The organism is Pseudomonas sp. 10B238 (genome assembly GCF_000970615.1).
Classification (GTDB): Bacteria; Pseudomonadota; Gammaproteobacteria; order Pseudomonadales; family Pseudomonadaceae; genus Stutzerimonas.
In genome coordinates this window covers 71,752-88,043 of the sequence record NZ_KQ033935.1, presented here as the reverse complement: position 1 = coordinate 88,043, position 16,292 = coordinate 71,752, and the positions used below count along the sequence as shown (strand labels likewise).

Sequence of the window (16,292 nt, the reverse complement as noted above, 5' to 3'; positions counted from 1 at the left end):
GGTCAGGTCTCCTGATGGGGTTCGACGGCCGCGCAGATCAGTTTGACGCCGCGGGCCTGAATGCTTGAACGCGCCTCGGGGGTGAGGCGTTCGTCCGTGATGAGGGTATGAATGTCGCCCCAGGGCAACTCCAGATTGGGTATACGTCGGCCGATCTTGTCGGACTCGGCGAGCACGATGACTTCGCGCGCGACTTCGGCCATGACCCGTGACAGGCCGAGTAGCTCATTGAAGGTGGTGGTGCCACGCTGCAGATCGATACCATCTGCCCCGATGAACAACTGATCGAAGTCGTAAGAGCGCAGCACCTGTTCTGCCACCTGCCCCTGGAACGACTCGGAATGCGGATCCCAGGTACCACCAGTCATCAGCAGTGTCGGCTCATGTTCCAGCTCACGCAACGCGTTGGCGACACTCAGGGAATTGGTCATGACCAACAGACCGTGCTTGTGACCCAGCTGCGGGATCATCGCCGCGGTAGTGGTGCCACTGTCGATGATGATTCGCGCATGTTCGCGAATGCACCCGACAGCCGCTCGGGCGATGGCTTGCTTCCAGAGCGAGACTGGCTGCGCGCTGTCGCCGATCAGCTCCTGCGGCAAGGGCACCGCACCGCCGTAGCGGCGCAACAGCAAGCCGTTCTTCTCTAGCGCGGCGAGGTCTTTGCGAATGGTCACTTCGGAGGTTTCGAAACGCCTGGACAACTCATCGACGCTGACCTCGCCCTGCTCGTTGAGCAAGGCGAGTATGGCGTGACGTCGTTGCGGAGTGTTGCGTTTCGACATAGTTAAGTTTCGGTTCGAAAGAATATTTGGCGAATCAAAACCTAATCCAGCGACTCAGTCAACTCCTGCCACCGATGAAGGCCAACAACGTGGTCGAATTCCCTCGCCGCTAGCGATATCGTTCAGCGTCGCCGCAACAGCTTCGACCGGCGGGGGCACGCTGCGGGCGGGAGTCTACATTAAGGGCAAGCCAACCAGCGCCGTACAGATCCCGATTAGCTTCGGGTTGGCCTGAAAGCGGGCTTCGCGCAGTTCGAACGCATTAGGCATGCACTCGATGGCTTGCTCATGCTACGGCAGCAGGTGTCGGACGAAGCCCTGGACGTACCGATAGGCCTCGTTGACCGACGCTCCGTAGGCAGGGTCTAAGCCAGACGGCAGTCCAGTAGCTTGTTGCGCGAGATTGCTCAAGGGTTGCGCTGCTCAAGGCGCTCACCTGTACGATTTGCATGACGCGATTGGTAGAGGGAAGCACTGACCAGCACTCGTATGATCGCAACATCAACGGCCAGCCCAGGGAACGATCACGTGAATAAGCTCGGCACGCTCCCGCCAGCGCATGCTCCATTGATCGGCATCGGGCACTATTTCTGCTTTTTCTGCGGCCGTCGCCAGCCCGTGATCAATGCTTGCCGCGCCCGCCCGAGGGCCAGAGTTCCGGCTGGGACGTCGGCTGTAATCACCGAGCCTGCGCCAATGGTCGCGCCATCGCCTAAGGTGACCGGGGCAACCAACGAACTGTTGGAGCCAATGAAAACATCCTCGCCCATCACCGTGCGGAACTTGTTTGCACCGTCGTAATTGCAGGTAATGGTGCCGGCGCCAATATTGGTCCGAGCGCCAATTTCCGCATCACCTAGATAAGCCAGGTGACCGGCCTTGGCGCCATCACCCAGGCTTGAGTTCTTCACCTCAACGAAGTTGCCGACGTGCGCTTTGGCGCCCAATACCGCGCCGGGACGCAAACGGGCAAACGGTCCGCAATCGGCGGCTTCGCCAAGCTCGGCGCCTTCCAGATGACTGTTGGCCTTGACCACCGAACCGCGGCGCAGCGTACTGTTGCGGATCACGCAATTTGGGCCGATCTCCACACCGTCCTCGATCAACACCTTGCCTTCGAGGATCACGTTCACATCAATCAGCACGTCACGTCCAACGGTGACCTCACCGCGCAAGTCGAAGCGCGCCGGATCTCGCAGGGTGACACCCTGCGCCATCAAACGGCGCGCGGCGCGCTGCTGATAGTGCCGCTCAAGCTCAGCCAGCTGAATGCGATCGTTAGCGCCCTGGACTTCCATCGCATGCAACGGTTGTTCGGTAGCCACCACCAGGCCATCGGCCACGGCCATGGCGATCACATCAGTCAGGTAGTACTCACCCTGGGCGTTGCTGTTTGAAAGTCTACCCAGCCAATCACCGAGCCGCTCACCCGGGACCGCGAGAATGCCAGTATTGCCTTCCGAGATGAGTTTCTGCTCAGCCGAGGCATCCTTGTGCTCGACGATTGCCTGAACCACACCTTGTTCGTCCCGCACGATCCGTCCGTAGCCACTCGGGTCGGCTAGATCCACCGTGAGCAAAGCGAGCTGCTGCGGATTCACTTGCTGCAGGAGTCGTTCGAGCGTCGCCGCTTCGATCAGCGGTACATCACCATAAAGAATCAGCACACGCTCGGCCGACAATGCCGGAAGCGCCTGAGCCACGGCGTGGCCTGTACCCAACTGCTCGGCCTGCACGACGAAATTCAGATCATCTGCTGCCAGCTGTTCACGAACCCGCTCGGCACCGTGGCCGATCACAACATGGATGGCCTTCGGCTTGAGTGCGCGAGCGGTGTCAATGACATGCCCGAGCATGGATTGACCGGCAACAGGGTGCAGAACTTTCGGCAGGGCAGAGCGCATGCGCGTGCCCTGACCAGCAGCGAGAATGACGATATCGAGAGACATGGCAGATCCTGAACAAACGTAGCCGCAGGCCGACGCGGGGGTTATTTCCAAGTGGCAGAAAAAGAAAAAGGGTAGCCAAGGCTACCCTTTTACTCGTTCGCGATGAAGCCGTTACCAGATCAACCGCGACCGTACTTCTTGCGCATCGCCTCGATCGTCCGCAGCTGAGCTGCAGCCTCGGCGAGACGCGCAGCGGCAGAGCCGTAGTCAAACTCGGCACCCTTCTCGTGCAACGCTTTTTCAGCGGCTGTAACTGCAGCTTTCGCCGCCGCCTCGTCCAGATCCTTGGCGCGAGTCGCAGTATCGGCAAGTACCTTCACCATGTTCGGCTGGACTTCAATGAAGCCACCAGAAATGTAGAAGATATCTTCTTCGCCGCCCTGCTTGATTACACGCACCGGACCGGGCTTGAGATCAGTCAGCAAAGGAGCGTGGCCCGGCAGAATGCCCAAGTCACCCAGGTGACCATGGGCGATGACCATCTCTACCAGCCCCGAGAACAGCTCTTCTTCCGCACTGACGATGTCACAGTGGACTGTCATAGCCATACTTATGCCTCGGTAATGAGCTCTGCTGGAAACCTTCGCCGCCAGCAGAGCTTATTGGCGCCCGCAAGCGGGCGCGCCAGTTACAGTTTCTTGGCTTTCTCGATGGCTTCGTCGATACCGCCAACCATGTAGAACGCCTGCTCCGGCAGGTGATCGTAGTCACCGTTGAGGATGCCGGCAAAGCCGCGGATGGTTTCTTTCAGCGAAACGTACTTGCCCGGCGAACCAGTGAAGACTTCAGCAACGAAGAACGGCTGGGACAGGAAGCGCTGGATCTTACGAGCACGGGATACCAGCTGCTTGTCGGCCTCGGACAGTTCGTCCATACCCAGAATCGCGATGATGTCCTTCAGCTCTTTGTAGCGCTGCAGCACATACTGGACGCCGCGAGCGGTGTCGTAGTGCTCCTGGCCAATCACGTTGGCGTCCAGCTGGCGCGAGGTGGAGTCGAGAGGATCGACCGCCGGGTAGATACCCAGGGAAGCGATGTCACGCGACAGAACCACGGTGGCGTCCAAGTGGGCGAAGGTGGTCGCCGGGGACGGGTCAGTCAGGTCGTCCGCAGGTACGTAGACGGCCTGAACGGAGGTGATCGAACCGCTCTTGGTGGAGGTGATACGCTCCTGCAGAACGCCCATTTCCTCGGCCAGCGTCGGCTGATAACCCACCGCAGACGGCATACGACCCAGCAGCGCGGACACTTCGGTACCGGCCAGGGTGTAACGGTAAATGTTGTCGACGAACAGCAGAACGTCCTTGCCTTCGTCGCGGAACTTCTCGGCCATGGTCAGGCCGGTCAGTGCCACACGCAGGCGGTTTCCTGGAGGCTCGTTCATCTGGCCATAAACCAGCGCAACCTTGTCCAGAACGTTGGAGTCCTTCATCTCGTGATAGAAGTCGTTACCTTCACGAGTCCGCTCACCCACACCGGCAAACACGGAGTAGCCACTGTGCTCCATGGCGATGTTACGGATCAGCTCCATCATGTTTACGGTCTTGCCGACACCGGCACCACCGAACAGACCGACCTTACCGCCTTTAGCGAACGGGCAAACCAGGTCGATAACCTTGATGCCGGTTTCCAGCAGCTCATTGCCGCCAGCCTGTTCGGCATAGCTCGGCGCCGCGCGATGGATGCCCCAGCGCTCTTCTTCGCCGATGGGACCGGCTTCGTCGATCGGGTTGCCGAGCACGTCCATGATCCGGCCCAGCGTGGCAGTGCCCACTGGTACAGAGATAGCAGCGCCAGTGTTGGTGACGTCCAGACCACGCTTGAGGCCTTCGGTCGAACCCATGGCGATGGTACGGACAATGCCGTCGCCCAGCTGCTGCTGAACTTCCAGGGTGGTGTTGGCGCCAGTGACTTTCAGCGCGTCATATATGCTCGGTACCACATCGCGCGGAAATTCCACGTCGATAACGGCGCCGATGATTTGAACGATACGTCCGCTACTCATGTTTGGTTCCTCTGAATATTTGAACCGCTCTTAAACCGCGGCAGCGCCGCCGACGATTTCCGAAATTTCCTGGGTGATCGCAGCCTGACGGGCCTTGTTATAGACCAGTTGCAGGTCGCCGATCAGCTCACCGGCGTTGTCGGTTGCGTTCTTCATGGCGATCATCCGGGCAGCTTGTTCAGCGGCACCGTTTTCAACCACGGCCTGGTAGACCTGAGATTCGACGTAACGAACCAGCAGCGCATCCAGCAACAAGCGAGCGTCGGGTTCGTACAGATAGTCCCATTTACCTTTCGGCGCGGTCTGATCGTCGCTCGCGGCCAACGGCAGCAGCTGGGCTACGGTCGGTTTCTGCGTCATGGTGTTGATGAACTTGTTCGACACCAGGTAGAGACGGTCCAGACGGCCTTGATCGAAAGCATCCAACATGACCTTGACGCTGCCGATCAGATCATTGATCGACGGCTCTTCACCAAGACCGTTGACTGCTGCGACCACGTTGCCGCCAAAGCTGCGGAAGAAGCTCGCACCTTTGTTACCGATCACGCACAGGTCGGCTTCGACTTTACTGTCGTGCCATTCCTTCATGTTCTTGATCAGCGCCTTGAACAGGTTTGTGTTCAAGCCGCCGCAAAGCCCACGATCAGACGACACGACGATGTAGCCGACACGCTTGACCGGGCGCTCAACCATGAACGGATGACGGTATTCAGGGTTGGTATTGGCCAGATGGCCAATAACCTGCTGGATCCGCTCCGCATAGGGACGGCTGGCAGCCATGCGCATCTGTGCCTTGCGCATCTTGCTGACGGCCACCTTTTCCATGGCGCTGGTGATCTTCTGCGTGCTTTTGATGCTCGCAATCTTGCTGCGAATCTCTTTTGCGCCTGCCATTTGACACCTATCGGGTTAGCAAGCGGGAGCCTCGCGGCTCCCGCTGCGGCTTACCAGGATTGGGTGGCCTTGAACGACTCGATGCCGGCTTTGATGCCTGCGTCGATTTCGTCGTTGAAGTCGCCCTTCACGTTGATCTTGTCCAGCAGAGCAGCATGCTCATGATGGAAATAGGCAATCAACGCCTGCTCGAAGGCACCAACCTTGGCTACTTCGATGTCCTGCAGGAAGCCACGCTCGGCTGCGTACAGGGACACCGCCATGTCGGCAATGGACATCGGCGCGTACTGCTTCTGCTTCATCAGCTCGGTGACACGCTGACCATGCTCGAGCTGCTTGCGGGTCGCTTCGTCCAGGTCAGAGGCGAACTGGGCGAACGCCGCCAGTTCACGGTACTGAGCCAGTGCGGTACGAATGCCTCCGGAGAGCTTCTTGATGATCTTGGTCTGCGCGGCGCCACCGACGCGGGATACCGAGATACCGGCGTTAACGGCCGGACGAATACCAGCGTTGAACATGGACGACTCGAGGAAGATCTGACCGTCGGTGATCGAAATCACGTTGGTCGGAACGAACGCGGATACGTCACCGGCCTGGGTTTCAATGATAGGCAAAGCGGTCAGGGAACCGGTCTTGCCGGTCACGGCGCCATTGGTGAACTTCTCAACATACTCTTCGGAAACGCGCGAAGCACGCTCCAGCAGGCGGCTGTGGAGATAGAAGACGTCGCCTGGGTAGGCTTCGCGTCCCGGCGGACGACGCAGCAGCAGGGAAATCTGGCGATAGGCTACGGCCTGCTTGGACAGATCGTCATACACGATCAGCGCGTCTTCGCCGCGATCACGGAAGTATTCGCCCATGGTGCAGCCGGCGTACGGTGCCAGGAACTGCAGCGCAGCCGACTCGGAAGCCGAAGCGGCAACGATGATAGTGTTGGCCAGAGCACCGTGCTGTTCCAGCTTGCGCACTACGTTGGCGATGGTCGACTGCTTCTGACCGATCGCGACGTAGACGCACTTGATGCCGCTGTTGCGCTGGTTGATGATCGCGTCGATGGCCAGAGCGGTCTTACCGATCTGACGGTCACCGATGATCAGCTCGCGCTGACCGCGGCCGACCGGGATCATCGCGTCGACCGACTTGTAGCCAGTCTGGACTGGCTGGTCGACCGACTTACGCCAGATCACGCCCGGTGCGACTTTTTCGACTGCGTCAGTTGCCTGCGCATTGACCGGGCCCTTGCCGTCCACCGGGTTACCCAGTGCGTCAACGACGCGACCCAGCAGCTCCGGACCTACCGGAACTTCCAGTACACGACCGGTGCACTTGGCGCTCATGCCTTCGGTCAGGCTCTGGTAAGCGCCCAGTACCACGGCGCCTACAGAGTCCTGCTCCAGGTTCAGGGCCATGCCAAAAACGCCACCAGGGAATTCGATCATCTCCCCGTACATGACATCGGCCAGGCCGTAAATGCGCACGATACCGTCGGAAACACTGACGACGGTGCCTTCGTTACGCGCTTGAGCAGACACATCGGAACTACCGATACGCTGCTTTATGATTTCACTAATCTCGGAAGGATTCAGTTGCTGCATGCCACGACCCTCAAATCAGGATTTCAACGATTCGGCCAACTGGCTCAGTTTGCCGCGGACCGAACCATCGACAACCACATCGCCGGCGCGGATAACAACGCCGCCGATCAGCGCAGGGTTCACGACCTGCTGGGGGTTGACGGTACGATCTAGCCGCTTCGACAAGGCGGCAGCCAAAGTTTGGAGTTGTGCAGGGGTCAGCTCGAAGGCTGTCTGCACTTCAACGTCGAGTGTCTTTTCGGCTTCAGCCTTGAGTTCCTCGAACAGCTCCCGAATGGTCGGCAACACATCCAGACGATCGTTATCGCCCAGGGTGGAGACGAAGTTTCGGAACGCTTCATCGATGTCGCTACCGAACAGCTGAACCAGCGTCTGGACCTTGTTTTCACTGGTCAAACGCGGATTTTTCAGCAGTTCGGCAACTTGGGGAACGTCAACAGCGACCGCAGCCAGGCTCAACATGCCCGACCAGGCATCAATCCGGCTAGCCGCGCTGGCGAACTCGAAAGCGGCCTTTGCGTATGGCCGAGCAAGCGTCTGGGTATTGATCATCGCTTGCCTCGCTTAGAGTTGGGAGGCCAGTTTTTCGACCAGATCGTTGTGTGCCTTGGCGTCCACCTGGGACTCCAGAATCTTCTCCGCACCCATGACAGCCAACACGGCTACCTGATTGCGCAGTTGCTCCTTGGCACGATTCACTTCCTGCTCGATCTCGGCGCGGGCGCCGGCGACCAGTCGCTCGCCTTCGACGCGCGCCTGTTGCTTGGCATCCTCAACGATGGCGTTGGCCTGCTTGTTGGCTTGCTCAAGAATCTGGGCAGCTTGCCCCTTGGTCTCACGGAGGGTATTGGAAACCTTTTCCTGAGCCAATTTTAGGTCTTGCTGCGCACGGCCTGCGGCGTCCAGTCCTTCAGCGATTTTCTTCTGGCGTTCTTGCATGGCCTTGGTGATTGGCGGCCATACGTACTTCATGCAAAACCAGACGAAAATAGCGAAAGCGAACGTTTGACCGAACAGCGTCAAGTTAATGTTCACAGCGATATACCTCGTGCTATCTCGTTCGACGCGGTTGTCAATTCCACGGCAACGGGGCTCGCTAGGCGAACCCCATCAGGAACCGGAAAAGTCTTAGGCAGCGACAACGAAGATGAGGTACATCGCGATACCAACACCGATCATCGGTACGGCGTCGAGCAGACCAGCCATCAGGAAGGTCTTGGTTTGCAGCTGCGGAGCCAGCTCGGGTTGACGAGCAGTGGATTCCAGCAGCTTGCCGCCCAGCAGGGCGAAGCCGATGCCAGTGCCCAGGGCACCCAGACCGATCATGATAGAGGCGGCGATGTAGACGAGTTCCATGTAAAGCTCCTGAAGCTAAGGGTTAAGGTTTTCTTGGGTAAAACGAAACTTGTTGAACCGGTTCAACTGTTACGGCGTGAGTTCGGCATGACTATGGTCTTCATGCGCAGAGCTCAGGTACACCACGGTCAGAACCATGAAGATGAACGCCTGCAGCGGGATCACCAGGATGTGGAAAATCGCCCAGGGTACATTCAGGGTCCACTGCACGTAGAACGGCAGCAGCGCGATAAGGATGAACACCACCTCACCGGCATACATGTTGCCGAACAGACGCAGAGCCAGGCTCAACGGCTTGGTCAGCAGACCGAGGATCTCAAGGAACAGGTTGAACGGGACCAGCGACCAATGATTGAACGGCGTGAACGCCAGTTCCTTGGTAAAACCGCCGAAGCCCTTGACCTTGAAGCTGTAGAACAGAATCAGGATGAACACACCCAGCGACAGACCGAAGGTGCCGTTCGGATCAGCAGTCGGAACGATCTTGAAGTACGGCAGGCCAATCATGCTCGCCAGGCCCGGAATGTAGTCGACCGGAATCCACTTCAGGCTGTTCATCAGGAACACCCAGACGAAAATGGTCAGGGCCAATGGAGCGATGAGGGCGTTGCGACCATGGAAGGTATCCTTCACTACCCCTTCGACAAACTCCACGCACATCTCGACGAAGTTTTGCAGGCGGCCCGGAGTGCCCGCAGTAGCGCCCTTGGCTGCCATGCGAAACACCAGGATGAAGATCAGGCCCATGAAGAGCGACCATCCGAGCGTGTCGAGATGAACGGCCATGAAACCCATGTCACGCGCTTCCACGCCCGAATGGGCAATGGTCCAAGTCGCTTGGTCAACGACTGAGCCGTCTGCGCGCACGTAACCTTCCGGCAGTTTTCCGTAGGTCAGATTCTGCAAGTGGTGCTGGATGTATTCCGCCGGGGTACTCGCCATAAACGCCTCAGTGCTCAATGCTTCGGATTATTTTTCATCAGCAGGAGGGCGCTCGCTCCGGCGCCCAAAACCAACAGGTAACCGACGAATAAAGCTGCCGGTTGCAGCGGTTTCACTCCTACAAACACCAGCGCAAATAGCGCTGCTGCCAGAATCTGCTTGCCCATTTCGCCAGCCCAAAGGGACTGAACGATGGCTTTGGCCGATCGCGCGCCAAAATAGCGAAATGCTTTGAACGCGAAGTACAGGTTAGCCAGTAACGCAATCAGGCCACCAAGCAATCCCGAATAGCCGGCAACCATACCAAAAATCACAGCGCATACTACGCCTGTGCCAAACGCAACGATCGCCTGTACGACTAAAACACGTACTACAGGTAACCGATGGAGAGGTGTCTTGTTGCGTATATTCACCGTGCGTCCATCGCCAAAATACGTGCGCCGTCCAGATTGACCGCAGTCAAAAAAGCGCCGCGAGTATAGGAGCAGCCCATTCTGCGTTCAACCTTCAGGTAGCACTTTCTGACCGCCACTACATAAACTTTGTATCAGCGGATGTGCGCAAGCACGCCTTGCAGCTCATCCAGCGAACTGTAACGGATCACCAGCTGCCCTTTGCCCTTCTCGCCATGCTTGATTTGCACCGGCGAGCCCAGCCGCTCAGCGAGACGCTGTTCCAGACGGACAATATCAGGGTCGCTTTTCGGCTCAGCTTTAACGCTTTCTGGTTTGTTCAACCATTGCCTTACCAGTGCTTCGGTCTGCCGTACGGTCAGCCCTCGTGCGACAACATGCCGCGCGCCTTCTACCTGTTGATCAGCGGGAAGTCCAAGCAAAGCCCGGGCGTGACCCATTTCCAGATCTCCATGCGAGAGGAGTGTCTTGATCTCTTCTGGCAAGGCGATCAGACGCAACAGATTGCTGATGGTCACCCTGGATTTGCCCACGGCGTCCGCGACCTGTTGCTGAGTCAACTGAAACTCCTGCTGCAACCGTTGAAGCGCAACGGCTTCCTCGATAGGGCTTAGATCTTCGCGCTGGATGTTTTCGATCAACGCCATCGCGATGGCTGCCTCGTCGGAAACATCCCGGACCATGGCCGGGATCCGGTCCAGACCTGCCTGCTGACTGGCACGCCAGCGCCGCTCACCGGCAATGATTTCATAGCGGCCAGAGCCGATCGACCGAACCACGATCGGCTGCATCACACCCTGAGTACGGATCGAATTGGCCAGTTCTTCGAGGGTCACCGGATCAATGTCGCGGCGCGGCTGGTACTTGCCGCGCTGAATCACGTCGAGCGGCAACTGTTGCAGCTCACGCACATCGGCCTGGGCGGCTTCCTCTTGTATCGCCGCCACGTTGGCACCGCCGAGGAGGGCATCCAGACCTCGTCCTAGGCCTCGTTTTTTGGTCGCCATCAAGTTTCCTTATGCGGTTACGCTGCGGGCGGCCCGGCGCTGGCGGCGCGACAATTCGCCTGCCAGTGCCAGATAGGCCAAGGCGCCCTTGGATTGCTTGTCATAGACCAGCGCCGGCATGCCATGGCTGGGGGCTTCAGCCAGGCGCACATTGCGTGGAATCACAGTGTCGTAGAGCTTCTCACCGAAGTGCGCTTTCAACTGCTCGGTAACATCGTTGGTCAGGCTGCTGCGAGGGTCATACATGGTACGGAGCAAACCCTCAATTTTCAGCGAAGGGTTCAATGCCTGACCGATACGCTGGATCGAATTGACCAGATCGGTCAGCCCTTCGAGCGCGTAATACTCGCATTGCATCGGAATGATCACGCCATCGGCGGCGGTCAGGGCATTGATCGTCAGCATCGACAGCGAGGGCGGGCAATCGATGAGGATGTAATCGTAATTTTCCCGAACTGGTGCCAGCGCTTCACGCAAGCGGTTCTCTTTAGCCGGTAGATTGAGCAAGGCGACTTCGGCTGCGGTCAGGTCACGGTTAGCTGGCAGAAGTTGATAACCGCCGTGCTCGGAAAACTGCATGGCATCGACCAGGCTGCATTCCCCAATCAGTACGTCGTATATCGAATATTCCAACGCCAACTTATCCACACCGCTGCCAGTGGTGGCGTTGCCCTGTGGATCAAGATCGATCAGCAACACACGGCGACGCGTCGCCACGAGCGAGGCCGCTAGGTTGATGCAGGTGGTCGTCTTGGCGACACCGCCTTTCTGGTTGGCGATGGCAAATACTTTAGCCATGGTCAGTGTCTGTCCGGGTCATGAAGTGCGCCGCAGTATCAACAGGTGGCGTTGCCCTTGGCAACCTGGAACCTTGAGAACCAAGCAGCGTTCCAGCTGGAAGTCCGCCGGAAGCGCTTGCAGCTCATCGTCCGGCTGCATCCCTTTCATTGCGAGCCAGCGAGTGGCTGAGTCGCTGAGATGGCGCGTCCAATTGGCAAAATCTTCAAGCGAACTGAATGCACGCGAGGTGATATCAGTGAATGGCTGCGCGGGGGTGAATTGCTCGACGCGGCTGTGGACAACTTCCACATTGGCAAGTTTCAGCTCCAGCTTTACCTGGGTAAGAAAGCGGGTTTTCTTGCCATTGGAATCGAGCAAAGTGAAGTTGCGTTCGGGAAACATGATCGCCAGCGGGATACCTGGCATGCCGCCGCCACTGCCAACGTCGAGCCAGCGTGCGCCACCTAGCTCTGCTTGTGACATAACACTAAGGCTGTCGAGCAAGTGCCGAGACACCATTTCCGCCGGATCGCGCACTGCGGTTAGGTTGTAGGCCTTGTTCCACTTGTTCAGCAACGTCAGATAGGCCAGCAGCTGCTGTAGCTGAATGCTACTGAGGTCGATCCCCAGCTGGGAAGCGCCCTGCTTGAGTTCATCGGCATGACTGACCAATTCCATGGCCGTCACGCGCTCTGCTCCAGCTTTCGCCCGGCGCTGCGTTTTTTCAGATGAATCATCAACAGCGACACCGCGGCAGGCGTCACCCCCGGAATCCGTGACGCCTGGCCAAGCGTTTCTGGCCGCGCCAGGGAAAGCTTGTGCTGAATTTCCTTCGACAGACCGGAAATGCTCGAATAATCCAGCTCAGCCGGCAACCCGATGGATTCGCTGGCGCGCAAGCGGAGGATTTCCTCCTGTTGGCGATCGATATAGCCAGCGTACTTGGTCTTGATTTCGACCTGCTCGGCAACCTGCTGATCTGTCGTTCCGCCACCAGTGAGCTGCACGAGGCCGAGGTAATCGATCTCCGGCCGCGCCAACAGGTTCAGCAAATTGTATTCATGGGTCAGCGGCGTGCCGAAACGTTCAGCGATGGCATCGCCCTGCTCGGTACCTGGACGAACCCAGGTGCTTTTCAAGCGCTGCTCTTCCTGGACAATGCTTTCGCGCTTGCGCTCGAAGGCGGCCCAGCGAACATCATCGACCAACCCCAGCTCGCGGCCTTTTTCAGTCAACCGAAGATCGGCGTTGTCCTCACGCAGAATCAGCCGGTACTCGGCGCGCGAGGTAAACATGCGATACGGCTCCTGAGTGCCGAGGGTGATCAGGTCGTCGACCAGCACGCCGAGATACGCCTCGTCCCGACGTGGGCACCAACTTTCCAGCCCTTTGGCGCGTAGCGCGGCATTGGTGCCGGCCAGCAACCCTTGGGCGCCAGCCTCTTCGTAACCGGTGGTGCCGTTGATCTGTCCTGCGAAGAACAGCCCTTCAATTACCTTGGTTTCCAGGCTGTATTTCAAATCCCGCGGGTCGAAATAGTCGTACTCGATGGCGTACCCGGGCCGCACGATATGCGCCTGCTCCATTCCGCGAATGCTTTGCACGATCTGCAGCTGCACGTCGAACGGCAATGAGGTGGAAATACCGTTCGGATAGAGCTCGTGAGTCGTCAGGCCCTCAGGTTCGATGAAGACCTGATGACTGTCCTTGTCGGCAAAACGATGAATTTTGTCCTCGATCGACGGGCAGTAACGCGGCCCGACACCCTCGATGACACCTGAATACATCGGTGACCGATCGAGGTTAGCGGCGATGATCTCGTGAGTGCGCGCGTTGGTATGGGTGATCCAGCAGCTCACTTGCCGTGGATGCTGCGCAGCGTGGCCGAGAAACGACATGGGCGGTATCGGCGTGTCACCCGGCTGCTCGGTCATCACCGAAAAGTCGACGCTGCGTCCGTCGATTCGCGGAGGCGTTCCGGTCTTAAGCCGACCAACTCGCAATGGGAGTTCGCGTAAGCGTTTAGCCAACGCAATCGATGGGGGATCGCCAGCCCGACCACCTGAATAGTTCTGCAGACCGATGTGGATAAGTCCGCCAAGAAAGGTGCCGGTTGTGAGCACAACCGATTCGGCAAGGAAACGCAGCCCCATTTGGGTCACTACTCCCTTGACCTGATCCGCTTCAACGATCAAGTCGTCAGCGGCTTGCTGAAATATCCACAGATTGGGCTGGTTTTCCAACACTTCGCGCACAGCGGCCTTATACAAAACCCGGTCAGCCTGTGCCCGGGTTGCGCGTACGGCTGGGCCTTTGCGGCTGTTGAGCACGCGGAACTGAATGCCACTCTTGTCCGTGGCAGTCGCCATAACGCCGCCAAGTGCATCAATTTCCTTGACCAAGTGGCTTTTGCCGATGCCGCCGATGGCCGGGTTGCAGCTCATCTGTCCCAACGTTTCGACGTTATGAGAGAGCAGCAGTGTCTTCACGCCTATTCGAGCAGCCGCCAGAGCGGCTTCGGTACCGGCATGGCCGCCACCGATAACGATGACGTCAAAACGGGAAGGGAAATCCACCACGCACCTCGTGCCTGTTTGGTTGAGTCTCAGGAAGCTCGCCAGTATAGGCACTAGGTGACCGCGAAAGAAGGCCTCTGAACAAAAAATGACCAGTAGCAGTCTTTTAGGTCCGAGACAGCTAGTTAGAAATAAAAGAAGAGAATGATTTAAAGCTTATTTTTATGTTTATAAATAGGCAGCCGATATCTGTGGATAGATCTCTGTAGCCCAGATATGGAGCGTCCTGTAAGAGAAAGAAAGGGTGTGTCTAGCTGTGGTACAGACGGTGGAAGCACGGTTGACAGCCTGTGCATGGAACGCATGGTTATCCACAACCGGCTACGGAGCGATGGTTGCGCACCGGTTATTGACCGGGCTTAGGCAAGGTTTTCCACAGTGTTTAATGCACGCTCGCTAGACAAAAATGACAGCGGTTAGGCTGGAACGAAGCAACTGAATGATTGTTGTATAGCCGATTTTGCACGTCGCAAAATCAGCCGTCCGCTGGGTTTGCAGAGGTCGAAGTCGACATTCTTCAGGCATACGGTGGAAAAGAAGAGAGCGAGCGGGTCCGCTCATCGCTGGACACAGCGCTGAGGTACGAGCTAATTAGCTTGTATCGACCGGCTATTTGCCGATGCAAAAGCTCGAGAAAATGCGGCCCAGCAGATCGTCGGAGCTGAACGTGCCGGTGATCTCACCGAGTGCCTGCTGCGCTTGGCGCAGATCTTCAGCCAGCAGTTCGCCTGCGCCTGCCAGCGTCAACTGAGCATGGCCATGGTCGAGGTACTCGGCTGCCTTGCGGAGTGCGTCTAGATGCCTGCGCCTGGCACTGAAGGCGCTTTCCGCAGTCTGGTCATAGCCCATGCAGCGTTTGAGATGCTCACGAAGCATCTCAAGCCCATCGCCCGAGCGCGCCGAGAGGCTAAGCGTGGTGACCCCGTCTGCATCGACCGATAAAGCGACGGAGTCGCCGGTGAGATCGGCCTTGTTTCGAATGATCGTGGTCTTAGCCGGGTCTGGTCTGGTAATAAGCAAGTCCGGCCAACTGGATTCATCGTCTGAAGTAGAAGCCGCACTGCCGTCCACTACCAGCAATACCCGGTCGGCATCCTCGATCGCTTTGATCGCCCGTTCCACCCCGATCCGTTCCACCTCGTCCAGGGTATTACGCAACCCGGCAGTATCGACGATGTGCAACGGCATACCATCAATCTGGATATGTTCCTTCAGCAGATCGCGCGTGGTGCCGGCTATGTCGGTCACGATCGCCGCCTCACGCCCCGCCAATGCGTTTAGCAGGCTAGATTTTCCGGCGTTGGGGCGACCGGCAATGACCACGTTCATTCCTTCGCGCAGTAGCGCACCCTGTCCTGCCTCTCGTATGACTGTGGATAACTCGCCACGGACCTGCTCGAGCAGCGCGAGCACACGGCCGTCGGCGAGGAAATCGATTTCTTCTTCTGGAAAGTCGATCGCCGCTTCAACGTAAATGCGCAGGTTCACCAGGCTTTCGGTGAGGTGATGCACGCGACGAGAGAAATCGCCCTGCAGCGAGCGAACTGCATTTCGAGCGGCTTGCGCCGAACTCGCCTCGATAAGGTCTGCGATTGCCTCAGCCTGAGCCAGGTCCAGCTTGTCGTTGAGGAACGCGCGCTCACTGAACTCACCGGGCCTAGCAGGCCTGATTCCAAGCTCTACGCAACGGCGCAACAACATGTCCATGACCACCGGACCGCCGTGGCCCTGGAGTTCCAGTACATCCTCGCCGGTAAACGAATGGGGTCCGGGGAAGAACAGCATCAGCCCTTCATCAATGACTTCACCGTCATCGGCATGGAACGGACCGTAGTGGGCATGCCGGGGTACCGGTTCTCGGCCGCTGAGCGTGATCGCGACGGCTTTGGCTCGGGGGCCTGAAACGCGCACTACGCCAATCCCACCACGACCTGGTGCTGTGGCAACAGCGGCGATGGTTTCGCGATCTTGGCTCATCAAACCCTCCAGG

At 58.2% G+C, this 16,292-nt stretch carries 16 protein-coding genes; all 16 read right to left on the bottom strand.

Annotation, left to right across the window (positions count from 1 at the left end; translation table 11 throughout):
• Window positions 1–2: 2 nt before the first annotated feature.
• The 16 genes from RT21_RS14660 to mnmE all read right to left on the bottom strand — a co-directional run bounded on the left by RT21_RS14660 (window position 3) and on the right by mnmE (window position 16,279).
• A complete protein-coding gene (locus tag RT21_RS14660; protein WP_046163283.1) occupies window positions 3–785 on the bottom strand; it encodes a DeoR/GlpR family DNA-binding transcription regulator in 783 nt (260 codons plus the stop codon).
• Between the two features lie 584 nt (window positions 786–1,369).
• Window positions 1,370–2,734 carry a bifunctional UDP-N-acetylglucosamine diphosphorylase/glucosamine-1-phosphate N-acetyltransferase GlmU gene (gene glmU, locus RT21_RS14655; protein ID WP_046163282.1) on the bottom strand — a complete coding sequence of 455 codons (1,365 nt, stop codon included), beginning with the start codon at window positions 2,732–2,734 and terminating at the stop codon, window positions 1,370–1,372.
• Between the two features lie 119 nt (window positions 2,735–2,853).
• Window positions 2,854–3,282 (bottom strand): F0F1 ATP synthase subunit epsilon, encoded by a 429-nt coding sequence (locus tag RT21_RS14650; RefSeq protein WP_046163281.1) that lies wholly within the window; start codon window positions 3,280–3,282, stop codon window positions 2,854–2,856.
• 80 nt (window positions 3,283–3,362) lie between these two features.
• Entirely contained in the window at window positions 3,363–4,739 is a 1,377-nt protein-coding gene (gene atpD / locus RT21_RS14645) for a F0F1 ATP synthase subunit beta (protein ID WP_046163280.1), read from the bottom strand.
• 30 nt (window positions 4,740–4,769) lie between these two features.
• Complete coding sequence (gene atpG / locus RT21_RS14640; RefSeq protein WP_045422989.1) at window positions 4,770–5,633, bottom strand: F0F1 ATP synthase subunit gamma; 864 nt, start codon at window positions 5,631–5,633, stop codon at window positions 4,770–4,772.
• Between the two features lie 50 nt (window positions 5,634–5,683).
• The gene (gene atpA, locus RT21_RS14635; protein WP_045422988.1) at window positions 5,684–7,228 is read right to left on the bottom strand and encodes a F0F1 ATP synthase subunit alpha; all 1,545 of its coding nucleotides are present in this window, start codon (window positions 7,226–7,228) and stop codon (window positions 5,684–5,686) included.
• 15 nt (window positions 7,229–7,243) lie between these two features.
• Window positions 7,244–7,780, bottom strand: a complete 537-nt coding sequence (locus RT21_RS14630; protein ID WP_046163279.1) for a F0F1 ATP synthase subunit delta — start codon at window positions 7,778–7,780, stop codon at window positions 7,244–7,246.
• A 12-nt stretch (window positions 7,781–7,792) separates the two neighbouring features.
• Entirely contained in the window at window positions 7,793–8,263 is a 471-nt protein-coding gene (locus RT21_RS14625) for a F0F1 ATP synthase subunit B (RefSeq protein WP_019340922.1), read from the bottom strand.
• Between the two features lie 93 nt (window positions 8,264–8,356).
• On the bottom strand, window positions 8,357–8,584 hold the full coding sequence (atpE, locus tag RT21_RS14620; protein WP_019340921.1) for a F0F1 ATP synthase subunit C: 228 nt from the start codon (window positions 8,582–8,584) through the stop codon (window positions 8,357–8,359).
• Between the two features lie 69 nt (window positions 8,585–8,653).
• Window positions 8,654–9,526: a F0F1 ATP synthase subunit A gene (atpB, locus tag RT21_RS14615; protein WP_045422983.1), complete on the bottom strand. Its 873-nt coding sequence runs from the start codon at window positions 9,524–9,526 to the stop codon at window positions 8,654–8,656.
• Window positions 9,527–9,540: 14 nt separating this feature from the next.
• Window positions 9,541–9,939: a F0F1 ATP synthase subunit I gene (locus RT21_RS14610; RefSeq protein WP_082082164.1), complete on the bottom strand. Its 399-nt coding sequence runs from the start codon at window positions 9,937–9,939 to the stop codon at window positions 9,541–9,543.
• A gap of 134 nt (window positions 9,940–10,073) precedes the next feature.
• Window positions 10,074–10,946: a ParB/RepB/Spo0J family partition protein gene (locus RT21_RS14605; protein ID WP_046163278.1), complete on the bottom strand. Its 873-nt coding sequence runs from the start codon at window positions 10,944–10,946 to the stop codon at window positions 10,074–10,076.
• A gap of 9 nt (window positions 10,947–10,955) precedes the next feature.
• A complete protein-coding gene (locus tag RT21_RS14600; RefSeq protein WP_045422977.1) occupies window positions 10,956–11,744 on the bottom strand; it encodes a ParA family protein in 789 nt (262 codons plus the stop codon).
• Between the two features lie 18 nt (window positions 11,745–11,762).
• Window positions 11,763–12,404: a 16S rRNA (guanine(527)-N(7))-methyltransferase RsmG gene (rsmG, locus tag RT21_RS14595; protein WP_045431447.1), complete on the bottom strand. Its 642-nt coding sequence runs from the start codon at window positions 12,402–12,404 to the stop codon at window positions 11,763–11,765.
• A 5-nt stretch (window positions 12,405–12,409) separates the two neighbouring features.
• A complete protein-coding gene (gene mnmG, locus RT21_RS14590) occupies window positions 12,410–14,302 on the bottom strand; it encodes a tRNA uridine-5-carboxymethylaminomethyl(34) synthesis enzyme MnmG (RefSeq protein WP_046163277.1) in 1,893 nt (630 codons plus the stop codon).
• 609 nt (window positions 14,303–14,911) lie between these two features.
• Window positions 14,912–16,279, bottom strand: a complete 1,368-nt coding sequence (gene mnmE / locus RT21_RS14585) for a tRNA uridine-5-carboxymethylaminomethyl(34) synthesis GTPase MnmE (protein WP_046163276.1) — start codon at window positions 16,277–16,279, stop codon at window positions 14,912–14,914.
• Between the last annotated feature and the right edge of the window lie 13 nt (window positions 16,280–16,292).

Coding starts and splice junctions, on each gene's coding strand:
- RT21_RS14660 (WP_046163283.1), bottom strand. CDS start 785: ATGTCGAAACGCAACACTCCGCAACGACGTCACGCCATACTCGCCTTG.
- glmU (WP_046163282.1), bottom strand. CDS start 2,734: ATGTCTCTCGATATCGTCATTCTCGCTGCTGGTCAGGGCACGCGCATG.
- RT21_RS14650 (WP_046163281.1), bottom strand. CDS start 3,282: ATGGCTATGACAGTCCACTGTGACATCGTCAGTGCGGAAGAAGAGCTG.
- atpD (WP_046163280.1), bottom strand. CDS start 4,739: ATGAGTAGCGGACGTATCGTTCAAATCATCGGCGCCGTTATCGACGTG.
- atpG (WP_045422989.1), bottom strand. CDS start 5,633: ATGGCAGGCGCAAAAGAGATTCGCAGCAAGATTGCGAGCATCAAAAGC.
- atpA (WP_045422988.1), bottom strand. CDS start 7,228: ATGCAGCAACTGAATCCTTCCGAGATTAGTGAAATCATAAAGCAGCGT.
- RT21_RS14630 (WP_046163279.1), bottom strand. CDS start 7,780: ATGATCAATACCCAGACGCTTGCTCGGCCATACGCAAAGGCCGCTTTC.
- atpE (WP_019340921.1), bottom strand. CDS start 8,584: ATGGAACTCGTCTACATCGCCGCCTCTATCATGATCGGTCTGGGTGCC.
- atpB (WP_045422983.1), bottom strand. CDS start 9,526: ATGGCGAGTACCCCGGCGGAATACATCCAGCACCACTTGCAGAATCTG.
- RT21_RS14605 (WP_046163278.1), bottom strand. CDS start 10,946: ATGGCGACCAAAAAACGAGGCCTAGGACGAGGTCTGGATGCCCTCCTC.
- RT21_RS14600 (WP_045422977.1), bottom strand. CDS start 11,744: ATGGCTAAAGTATTTGCCATCGCCAACCAGAAAGGCGGTGTCGCCAAG.
- rsmG (WP_045431447.1), bottom strand. CDS start 12,404: ATGGAATTGGTCAGTCATGCCGATGAACTCAAGCAGGGCGCTTCCCAG.
- mnmE (WP_046163276.1), bottom strand. CDS start 16,279: ATGAGCCAAGATCGCGAAACCATCGCCGCTGTTGCCACAGCACCAGGT.